Source organism: Magnetospirillum molischianum DSM 120, from assembly GCF_000294655.1.
Lineage (GTDB): Bacteria > Pseudomonadota > Alphaproteobacteria > Rhodospirillales > Magnetospirillaceae > Phaeospirillum > Phaeospirillum molischianum.
On sequence record NZ_CAHP01000011.1, the window covers coordinates 118,065 to 128,171 of the forward strand.

General features: G+C 62.1%; 12 protein-coding genes and 1 tRNA gene. 8 read left to right on the forward strand and 5 right to left on the reverse strand.

Translation table 11 applies throughout. The annotated features are described in order from the left end of the window. The first annotated feature begins 9 nt into the window (after positions 1-9). Positions 10-243, forward strand: coding sequence for a ribbon-helix-helix domain-containing protein (locus tag PHAMO_RS03425; RefSeq protein WP_268869793.1), 234 nt, complete (start codon positions 10-12; stop codon positions 241-243). A gap of 41 nt (positions 244-284) precedes the next feature. Here PHAMO_RS03425 and PHAMO_RS03430 read toward each other — a convergent pair whose 3' ends face one another. Beyond that, positions 285-1,064 (reverse strand): enoyl-CoA hydratase/isomerase family protein, encoded by a 780-nt coding sequence (locus tag PHAMO_RS03430; RefSeq protein ID WP_002726490.1) that lies wholly within the window; start codon positions 1,062-1,064, stop codon positions 285-287. Between the two features lie 91 nt (positions 1,065-1,155). On the opposite strand from PHAMO_RS03430, the gene PHAMO_RS03435 reads away from it, so the two are divergent. After that, positions 1,156-1,848 carry an orotate phosphoribosyltransferase gene (locus tag PHAMO_RS03435; RefSeq protein WP_002726492.1) on the forward strand — a complete coding sequence of 231 codons (693 nt, stop codon included), beginning with the start codon at positions 1,156-1,158 and terminating at the stop codon, positions 1,846-1,848. Positions 1,849-1,886: 38 nt separating this feature from the next. On the opposite strand, the gene PHAMO_RS03440 is transcribed toward PHAMO_RS03435, so the two are convergent. Continuing rightward, a complete protein-coding gene (locus PHAMO_RS03440; RefSeq protein WP_002726494.1) occupies positions 1,887-2,159 on the reverse strand; it encodes a SemiSWEET family sugar transporter in 273 nt (90 codons plus the stop codon). 32 nt (positions 2,160-2,191) lie between these two features. Here PHAMO_RS03440 and PHAMO_RS03445 point away from each other — a divergent pair, with 32 nt between their 5' ends. From PHAMO_RS03445 to hemA, 4 genes are all read left to right on the forward strand, one after another. Further along, a complete protein-coding gene (locus PHAMO_RS03445) occupies positions 2,192-2,545 on the forward strand; it encodes a CidA/LrgA family protein (RefSeq protein ID WP_002726496.1) in 354 nt (117 codons plus the stop codon). Next, positions 2,542-3,267, forward strand: coding sequence for an LrgB family protein (locus PHAMO_RS03450; protein WP_002726498.1), 726 nt, complete (start codon positions 2,542-2,544; stop codon positions 3,265-3,267). Before PHAMO_RS03445 ends, PHAMO_RS03450 begins: the two co-directional genes overlap by 4 nt. 41 nt (positions 3,268-3,308) lie before the next feature. Then, positions 3,309-4,691 carry an aspartate aminotransferase family protein gene (locus PHAMO_RS03455; protein ID WP_002726500.1) on the forward strand — a complete coding sequence of 461 codons (1,383 nt, stop codon included), beginning with the start codon at positions 3,309-3,311 and terminating at the stop codon, positions 4,689-4,691. Between the two features lie 307 nt (positions 4,692-4,998). Next, on the forward strand, positions 4,999-6,228 hold the full coding sequence (hemA, locus tag PHAMO_RS03460) for a 5-aminolevulinate synthase (RefSeq protein WP_002726502.1): 1,230 nt from the start codon (positions 4,999-5,001) through the stop codon (positions 6,226-6,228). A gap of 111 nt (positions 6,229-6,339) precedes the next feature. On the opposite strand, the gene PHAMO_RS03465 is transcribed toward hemA, so the two are convergent. Beyond that, positions 6,340-7,320, reverse strand: a complete 981-nt coding sequence (locus tag PHAMO_RS03465; RefSeq protein WP_002726504.1) for an NAD-dependent epimerase/dehydratase family protein — start codon at positions 7,318-7,320, stop codon at positions 6,340-6,342. A 284-nt stretch (positions 7,321-7,604) separates the two neighbouring features. On the opposite strand from PHAMO_RS03465, the gene rpsD reads away from it, so the two are divergent. Together rpsD and PHAMO_RS03475 are read left to right on the forward strand one after the other, a co-directional pair. Beyond that, positions 7,605-8,222, forward strand: coding sequence for a 30S ribosomal protein S4 (gene rpsD / locus PHAMO_RS03470; protein ID WP_002726506.1), 618 nt, complete (start codon positions 7,605-7,607; stop codon positions 8,220-8,222). Between the two features lie 133 nt (positions 8,223-8,355). Then, positions 8,356-8,430 (forward strand) — tRNA-Gln (locus PHAMO_RS03475). A 233-nt stretch (positions 8,431-8,663) separates the two neighbouring features. Here the strand turns inward: PHAMO_RS03475 and PHAMO_RS03480 are convergent. Continuing rightward, positions 8,664-9,014: a PIN domain-containing protein gene (locus PHAMO_RS03480; protein ID WP_002726507.1), complete on the reverse strand. Its 351-nt coding sequence runs from the start codon at positions 9,012-9,014 to the stop codon at positions 8,664-8,666. A 45-nt stretch (positions 9,015-9,059) separates the two neighbouring features. Further along, positions 9,060-10,107: IS66 family transposase (gene tnpC, locus PHAMO_RS03485; RefSeq protein ID WP_040566125.1), on the reverse strand; the 1,048-nt coding region annotated here is incomplete at its 5' end.

A 10,107-nucleotide genomic window follows, 5' to 3' on the forward strand; every position in this document is an offset into this window, starting at 1 on the left:
GGACAGCATGTGCAGAAGCGATCAGTGATGATCGCTGGCCACGCCAGCAGCGTGACCTTGGAAGAAGCGTTTTGGGACGAGTTGAAGCAGATTGCCGCCGATCGTGGGCAATCGGTCAATCAGCTCGTTACCGAGATCGATTCGGGCCGATTCGGCCCCCAGGCTCCCGGATCGCTCTCGTCTGCGATCCGGGTTTTCGTGCTGGGCTGGGTCAAGGAAGGTGCCCCCCCCTCACCACCTTAAGCCTCGGAGACGGCGACACCGGCACTCGCACGTCTTTGATCTTATTCGCCCCGGAAGACTGGCTTGCGGCGAGCGCGAAAGGCGGCCAGTCCCTCGGCGTAATCGGCGGTCGAGAGAAAGCGGTAGCATTCCTCCATCTCGGCATCGGACGTTGGCCTGGAATCGTCCAGACGGCGCAGAAATGCCTTATGCCAGCGATTGACCAACGGCGCTCCGGCGGCGATACGACGAGCGGTGGCGGCGATTTCAGCCTCCAGGGCGTCATCCTCGACGACACGGGTAACCAGCCCCTTCATCAACGCTTCATCGGCGTCAATCACCCGTCCTTCCAGCAACAATTCCGACGCGACGGCGACACCGGCAACCCTTCGGATTTCGGCCAGTTCGGGATAGGCCATCACCACCGAGATACGGTTGATCGGCACCCCGAACCGCCCCGAGCGGGCCGACAGCCGCAAATCACAGCAACAGGCCAGTTCCAGCGCACCACCGACACACGCCCCCCAGATCGCGGCGATCACCGGGTGAGGACAGGCGCGCACCGCGTCCAGGGCGGCGCGCAACACCAGATCGTAATCCTTGGCCTGGGCGGCATCGGCCCGCAACGTATCGAACTCGTCGATATCCGCGCCGGGAGCAAAAACATTGGTCCCGGCCCCGCGCAGCACCACCACCCGGACCTGCGGATCGGCGGAAAGGCGGGTGAACGCCGTCGCCAGTCCCTGCCACATCGGTAGATTAAGAGCATTCATTCTGTCGGGACGATTCAACGCTACGGTAGCAACGCCCTCGTTACATACGACGTTAATTAATTCGGACATTGCCACTCCCCGTTTCTGTGTTCTTGCAGGATCCGGTCGATTGTGCCTATAGAGCGCCCACGCGACAAGGCGATCAGAAGAGGGCGTCCCAATGGCAAATACCGTTTCCCGCACACACGAGCAGAAGCAAGCAGCCCTGACCACGGCACGCATCCTGCTGGAGATCGGGGCGGTCAACTTCCGACCCGAGGAACCCTATATCCTGACCTCGGGCTGGGCCAGCCCGGTTTATGTCGATTGCCGCAAGGTGATCTCGTTCCCGCGCGCCCGTGCCCGCATCGTCGAGTTGATGAGCGCCGCAATTCTGCGCAATTCCGGCTACGAGTCGGTTGATGCCGTCGTCGGCGGCGAAACGGCTGGCATTCCCTATGCGGCCTGGATCGCCGACCGGCTGAGTCTGCCGATGTTGTATGTCCGCAAGAAGCCGAAGGGCTTTGGCCGCAACGCCCAGATCGAAGGCGATTTCCGCGACGACGCCCGCGTTGTCCTGGTCGAGGATCTGGCGTCGGACGGCGCGTCGAAGGTCAATTTCGTTAATGCTCTGCGTGAAGCGGGCTGCAAGATCGATTTCTCCTTCGTCGTGTTCTTCTACGGCGTGTTCCCTGGCGCGCTGAAGAGCCTGGAAGAGATCGGCGTCAAGCTCGGCTATCTCGCCAATTGGTGGGATGTTCTGGAAGTGGCGGAACAGGATGGCCCGTTTGATCGCCGCGCGATCGAGGCGGTGCGTTCGTTCCTGCACGATCCGGTACAGTGGTCGGCTTTGCACGGCGGCCGCGGCGCCTGATGAACCGAAGGCGGGGCGTTTAGCGCCCCGCCTTCTTCTTATTCCCGCCTGAGATTGCGGATCTTGACCGCCAGAATCAGCCCGGCCAAAATCAGGGTCGGGATGTTGGCGGCAACCACCGGCCAAGCCGGAACCAGCACCCCATAGACGATCCATAGCCCCACCCCGCAGCAGAACAGCACCCACATCGAAAGCGAGATGTCTCGTGTCTGCTGTGTGCGCAGGGTCTTGACCACTTGCGGCACGAAGGACAGGGTAGTCATCACTCCGGCGACCGCTCCCAGCAGGTCGATGGACAAGGTGGACGGCATTGGAACCCTCCGGCTTGGGAAAGGAAGCGGCTTTGCTCGGTTCTATCACGGTTTTGGTGATCTGCCAGCTTGCCGGCGAAGCGATCGTCCGGCTGTTCAACTTGCCGTTGCCCGGCCCGGTGGCGGGGATGGTGGTTCTGTTCCTGGGACTGATGATCCGAGGTCGGATTCCTAAATCGCTCGACCGTGTGACACGAGGCATCCTCGGTAATCTCGGCCTTCTGTTTGTTCCGGCCAGCGTCGGGGTGATGGTCCAGACCGACATTCTGGCCGCCGAGGCAGTGCCTATAACCGTCGCGGTGTTGGTCAGCACCCTGCTGACGATGGTGATCTCCGGCGTTACGATGCAGTTGCTTGATCGTCAGGCCCGGAAGGATAAGCCATGAGCTTCGAGCCTCGCGCCGCCTGGGACGCCGTTGCCAGCTCGCCGATGTTCGGCCTCGCCCTGACCTTGCTGGTCTATCAGGGAGCGATATGGCTGTTTGAACGGTGTGGCCGCCGCCCCCTGGTCAATCCCGTGCTGGTGACGATGGTTGTTATCATCGCGATCCTGAGCGTTACCGGCATCGCCTATCAAACCTATTTCGACAGCGCGAAAATGGTTCACCTCCTGCTGGGACCGGCAACGGTCGCCCTGGCGGTGCCGCTGTACCGGCAATTACCGTCGCTGATCCGTTCGTGGCCCGCCGTTCTGGCAACGGCGTTGATAGGATCGGCGGTCGCGCTGATCAGCGTCGTCGCCTCTGCCCGCATTCTGGGGGCCTCTCCGGCGGTTCAGCTCAGTCTTGCTCCCAAATCGGTTACCACCCCGATCGCGATGGGAATTTCCGAACGAATCGGCGGCATTCCGTCGCTGACTGCGGTTTTGGTGGTTCTGACCGGCGTCGCCGGAGCGATCTTCGGCAGTTGGGTCCTCGACCGCGCTCGGGTGCGCTCCCCCTCCGCACGCGGGCTGGCCTTCGGCATCTCTGCCCACGCTATCGGCACCACCCGCGCTTTCCAGGAAGGCGAAACACAGGGCGCGTATGCCGGCCTGGCCATCGGTCTGGCCGGTATCGTCACCGCGATCCTGACCCCGCTTCTGATCGGCTGGCTGACCACGATCTAAGCCACTGAACAACTTTTTTCAGTCCCCCCTACGGAGAGATCATGACCTCCACCCCGACCAATCGCACCACTGCCGAGCGAGACATCGAATCGCTCTTTCATCCTTATACGAATCCGATCCGCCATCAGGAAATCGGCCCGCTGGTGATCAGCCACGGCAAAGGCGTCCGAGTGTTCGACGACACCGGCAAGGATTACATCGAGGGGCTGGCCGGATTATGGTGCACCGCGCTCGGCTGGGGCGAGGAACGACTGGTCACCGCCGCAACTGAGCAGATGCGCAAGCTTCCGTTCTACCACCTTTTCGGGCACAAGAGTCATGACCCGGCGATCGACCTGGGCGAGCGGTTGCTGGCGATGGCACCGGTGCCGATGGCGCGGGCGTTCCTGACCGGATCGGGTTCGGAGGCCAATGACACCGCGCTGAAGATGATCCGTTATCGCGCCAACGCGATGGGACAGCCCAACAAGAAAAAGGTCATCGCCCGCGACCGCGCCTATCACGGCGTCACCATCGCGACCGCATCGCTGACCGGGCTGGCGGTCAATCACCGCTCGTTCGACCTGCCCGACCCGGCGGTGCTGCGCGCCGCATGTCCGCATTATTACCGGGGCGGCCGTCCGGGGGAGACCGAAGAAGCATTCTCGACCCGTCTGGCCGAGGAACTGGAGGCGATGATCCTGGCCGAAGGACCGGATACCGTCGCCGCGTTCTTCGCCGAGCCGGTCATGGGCGCGGGCGGCGTCGTGGTGCCTCCCGCCGACTATTTCCCCAAGATCCAGGCGGTCCTGGACAAATACGATATCCTGCTGGTCGCCGATGAAGTGATCTGCGGCTTCGGTCGTACTGGCAAGATGTTCGGGTCCGAGACATTCGGGATGCGCCCCGATATCATGACGGTGGCAAAGGGGCTGTCGTCCGGCTATCTGCCGATCTCGGGCTTGCTGATCAACGAGCGGGTTCTCGCCCCGATTGTCGCCGAAGCGGGAAAGATTGGCACCTTTGGCCACGGCTACACCTATGGCGGTCATCCGGTCTCTGCCGCGGTCGCGGTCGAAACCCTGAAGATCTATGCCGAACGCGACATCCTTAGCCATGTAGCCAAGGTGGCTCCCGTGCTGCAAGACGGACTGCGCGGTTTCGCCAACCACCCCATGGTGGGAGAGGTGCGCGGAATCGGACTGATCGGGGCAGTCGAACTGGTCGCCGACAAGGAAACCAAGACCCCGTTCGATCCAGCATGGGGCGTGGGGGCGGCGCTGGTCGCCCGTGCCCAGGGCCATGGATTGATCCTGCGGGCGATGGGCGATTCGGTTGCCTTCTCCCCGCCGCTGATCATCACCGCCGACGAGATTTCCGAGATGCTCTACCGCTTTGCCCTGGCGCTGGCCGACACCGCCGCCTGGGTTGCCGAACGGCGCTGATCGCCCCAACCGGACGGGGAGGACCGGCCTACCCGGCACGGCTCCCCCCGTCAAACAGCAAAAATCGGCAATACCCTGGCAGGAAGTGAGGGGAATTACCTCAAGTACACTTGCAAGGCACCTTTTCGATCCTCTAGGATCGCCCCCTGTTCCGGTTCGCTCTGCACAGGGCGGATCGGACAGGCTTTTGTTGCTCACCGCCCGCTCGCGCGAACGATCGCAGACGTCCCCTGCGGGCAATAAAGTTAGCTCGAACCGCCGGGAGAGAGGGGGTCTCCTCACCCGGCAGGTCGGAGGGAGGACTGGGATGGATTACGAGCACTATTTTTCCAAGCGAATTGCCGATCTGAAGGCCGAAGGCCGCTATCGTGTCTTCGCCGATCTCGAGCGGATCTGCGGCCGCTTCCCGGTGGCGCTGAACCATCGTGATGGCAAGACCGTTGAAGTCGTGGTGTGGTGCTCCAACGACTATCTCGGCATGGGCCAGCGTCCCGAAGTGATCGCCGCCACTCACGAGGCGCTCGACCGCTGCGGTGCCGGTGCCGGTGGAACCCGAAACATCTCGGGCACCAACCACTACCATGTGTTGCTTGAAGAAGAGATGGCTGACTTCAACGCCAAGGAATCGGCGTTGCTGTTCACCTCGGGCTATGTCGCCAACCAGACCGTCCTCTCGACGCTGGGCGCCACCATCCCCGGCTGCATCATTTTCTCGGACGAGCTGAACCACAATTCGATGATCGAGGGCATCCGCCACGGTCGGTCGCCCAAGCAGATCTTCCGCCACAATGATGCGCAGGATCTTGAGCGTCTGCTCGCCGCCGCCCCCAAGGATGCGCCCAAGCTGGTCGCGTTCGAGTCGGTCTATTCGATGGATGGCGACATTGCCCCGATCGCCGAAATCTGCGACGTCGCCGAAAAGTACGGCGCGATGACCTACCTCGACGAAGTTCATGCCGTCGGCATGTATGGCGAGCAGGGATCGGGCGTCGCCGAGCGTGATGGATTGCGCGACCGCATCACCATCATCCAGGGCACGATGGCCAAGGCAATCGGCGTCGTCGGCGGTTATATCGCCGCCAGCAATGCCTGCGTCGATTACGCCCGCAGCTTTGGACCGGGCTTCATCTTCTCGTCCTCGATGCCGCCCGCAACCGCCGCCGCCTGCCTTGCCAGCGTCCAGTATCTGCGCAAGCACCCGGAACTGCGCGTCAAGCATCAGGAACGCGCCGCCACCTGCAAGCGGCGTCTGTCCGAGCGTGGCATTCCGGTGCTGCCGTCGGTCAGCCACATCATTCCGGTGATGGTCGGCAATGCCTCGCTGTGCAAGCAGGCCAGCGATTTGCTGCTGTCGGACTACAACATCTATGTTCAGCCGATCAACTACCCGACCGTCCCGGTTGGAACCGAGCGTCTGCGCATCACCCCCACCCCGCTCCACGACGATTCGATGATGGATCATCTGATCGAATCGTTCTGCGCCGTGTGGGATCGTCTTGGCATCGCCAAGGCTCAGGAGCAGAAGGCGGCTGAATAAGCGGTTCGCGCTTTAAGCCTTCAAAAAAGAAACGGCGGGGGACTATCCCCCGCCGTTTTATTTTGTGCCCTCATCAACGCAAGCCGGATTACCGCCGAAACGATGACGGAATCACAGACCGTGATATTGCTTGAACCAGTCGATAAAGCGCGGCACACCAACGCTGATCGGGGTGGTGGGAGCAAACCCGACGTCACGGGCAATCGCTGAAATATCGGCTGCGGTTTCCTTGACGTCGCCCGGCTGCATCGGCTCGAAGATGTAGGTTGCCTTGCGCCCCAGCGATTCTTCGACCAGACCGATGAAATCCATCAGGCGTTCCGACCGATTGTTGCCGATATTGTACAGCCGCGAGGGCGGCTCCGCCCCCGTGTCGGGCGGCGGATTATCGAGCACGCCGACCACCCCCGACACGATGTCGTCGATAAAGGTGAAATCGCGCCGCATGTCGCCATTGTTGAACACCCGAATCGGCTCACCGGCAACGATCGCCTTGGCGAACAGATAGGCGGCCATGTCGGGACGTCCCCACGGACCATAGACGGTGAAGAAACGCAGGCCCGTGGTGGGGATACGGAACAGATGGCTGTAGGAATGGCTGATCAGCTCACCAGCGCGCTTAGTGGCGGCATAAAGCGAGATCGGGGTATCAACCCGGTCCTCGACAGAGAAAGGCAGCTTGGTGTTCGAGCCATAAACCGAGGACGAACTGGCATAGACGAAGTGGCGGCAGACGGGAAGCCGCCGCGCCAACTCCAGCATCACCAGATGGCCTTCGACATTGGAGTGAGTGTAATCGTGCGGGGCGGTCAAGGAATGCCGCACTCCGGCCTGGGCGGCCAAATTGATGATCGCGTCGATGCCGGGATTGGCGCGCTCGATCTCGGCTACGGCGGCGCGGTCGGCGATATCGGCACGAACAAGCCGGAACCCCGGAAACTCGGCCAGCTTGGACAGCCGCATTTCCTTCAACGCGACATCGTAATAGGGATTGAGGTTATCGAGACCAAGAACCGACTCGCCACGCTCCAGCAGGCGCAGGCAGGTGTGGTAGCCGATGAAACCGGCGGCTCCGGTAACGAGAACGGTCATGTGTCAAANGCCCCTTGTATCTCAAGCGGTCTGATATAACCTGATCGACGATAGAAATCACCCCCCTTCCCAAGTCTCGGCTGGCCCAAGCGCTATAAACGGGCGGCAGATCGGCCGCCTGCTGCTTGTTTCGTTTGACATCCGAGCCGCGCTCCGTATAGTTCCGCCCTCTCTCCCGAGAAAATGGGCGGGCGGCGTTGTGGCGCGCTCACCCTCCCCCGGCTGTGCCGGATCAGGGCTATCGGGACAATCGTGAACCGATTAATTCGGACCGAAGGACGACCATGAGCAAGCGTATCGAAGCGAAATTTAAGATCAATCGCCGCCTGGGCGCCAACCTGTGGGGCCGCGGCAAGAGCCCGCTGGCGCGCGGTAAGGAGAACCCCCCCGGCCAGCACGGTCAGCGCCGCAAGAAGCCTTCGGACTTCGGCACCCAGCTGATGGCGAAGCAGAAGCTGAAGGGCTATTACGGCAATATCGGCGAGAAGCAGTTCCGCCGCCTGTATGACGAGGCCGTGCGCCGTCGTGGCGACACCTCCGAGAACCTGATCGGCCTGCTGGAAAGCCGGCTCGACGCCGTGGTCTATCGCCTCAAGTTCGCCCCCACCCCGTTCGCGTCGCGTCAGCTGGTCAACCATGGCCACGTCCGCGTCAACGGCAAGCGCGTCAACATTCCGAGCTATCAGGTTCGTGAAGGCGACGAAATTTCGGTCAAGACGAAGTCCAAGGATCTCGCCCTGATCGTCGAAGCCTCGCAGTCGCCCGAGCGTGACGTTCCCGATTACCTCGAAGTCGATCACAAGGACATGAAGGGTAAGTTCATCCGCATCCCGAAGCTGGCGGACGTTCCCTACCCGGTCCAGATGGAACCGAATCTGGTCGTCGAATTCTATTCGCGCTAAGAGGTTCCTTGTTACGGCCCCTCCCCTCCCAAGAGGAGGGGCCGCTGTTACTTTCGCACCGATGTATTTGAACAAACGACAGTTCGGCCATTGCCAGCCCGAGCGGTTCAGATTAAGGTGCCTCCCACGCTGGTGGGGCGTAGCCAAGCGGTAAGGCAGCGGTTTTTGGTACCGCCATTCGGAGGTTCGAGTCCTCCCGCCCCAGCCACCTTCCTGAAATTATCAAGTCTCAATAAGTTAAACTGACGCACCCTCCGCAGATAGGGCACGTTGGTAGGGTGTCGGCATGGCGTCCGCCATCGCCCCTGTTGTGTTTAGCCGCCATGGTCGCTTCCTGGCCTGGGTAAGCCCCTGACAGGCAAGGCCGAAGAGGAATGAGCCTGTTGGGCCGGTTGCCTAATGAACCGGGACAAGGGGGGCGACTATTCCCGCAGACACCAATTAGAGAATGGCGGAATAGCGGCGAAGTTCGGCCACGGTCTTGGGCAGGCTTTGGGCCTCCAGCGTGTCGAGAAAATCGTTAATCGACTTCGGTGGATTTTTCAGCCGCGCCCGACAAATGCGAACGGATTCGAGGACCTTGGCCAGATCGAGATCGAACTGGTAGCGGACGAAGTCGTCGGGGTGGATCGTTTCGAGCCCATAGGGGACCAGGGCCGCAGGGGGAAAGTCCTTCAAGTTGAAGGTGACGATGGCGTCGGCATGACAGTGATACGCGGCGGCGATGACATGGCGGTCGTCCTGGTCAGGGCAGCCCTGAATCGTAGGGATCAGCGCCTTGAAGCCGGTCACGACGCTGTCGCGACGTAATTGCTCACGGGGTTGGCGTCGATTTTGTCAGGCGACAACGAAGGTGCCGTTGACGAGGTCACGAACGGCCTGAAGGGCAGTCTGGCCCTTGAGGCGCGCCGTGCCGGTGACAGACCGGTATCCGGCATGGACTTGGGCACCCCAGTCGGAGCGGAATCCATTGGTGACCTTGCGGAAGACGACGGAGGGCCGAATCTCGCGCTCGGAAACATTGTTGGTGGGCGGGACCTCGCGATCGGTGAGGAAGACGAAGAACTTCGTTCGCCACGCCTTGATCTGGCGCTGGAGGATTTTCCCGGCCGGATGAGCGGCGGGGATGGCGAGCAGGGTGTCGAGGCGGCGCTCTGCCTTGGCGGCATAAGCGACCAGCGTAGAGTCCTTGAGCTCTGTTCGTCGTTTGCCGACACGGATTGCCCAACGGAGATGATCACGAATTTTCGGGGCGAAGACGGTGTCGCCGCAATCGATGGCGTATTGGACGTCGCGCAGGACATGGGCGAGACAGACCTGATGGGCCAGGGCGAGATCCTGCTGTCCGGCGTAGCGGTCGGACACCCAGACCCCGGGGCGGTAGTCGCCCAACACGGTCTCGGCGACGCTTTTGGCCCGGCGCGGCGCAATGTCGTGCAGCACCGCCCGATCCGAGACAAACACCCACTGCCAGTGGGTGACGCCATCGACCCGGGTGGTGGTTTCATCCGAGGCGATCACCCGGGCGGTCAGCAATTTGGCCTTGATGGCCGCGCGTGCCTCGTCCAGCCCGGTCCGGACCCGACGGAAAGCATTGGCGATGGCGCCTTCCGAGACCGCCAACCCGAACAGGTCCTTCATCATCCGCGACAATCGCTCGAAGCCGACATGGTGGCTGTGGTGGAGATACAGAAGCAGGGAACGGACGCCCGGTCCGAACGGCGTTCCCGGTGCCATCCCCGTCGGCACCTCGGCCCGGGCACGACGTCCACAGCCGCCACAGCGCCCGCCGAACAGTTCGATTCGGGTCACCACTGGGCGGATCACCGGGAGGTCGATGTGGTCGTAGCGGTGACGGCACCGCTGCCGATCCGCCGACAGCGGC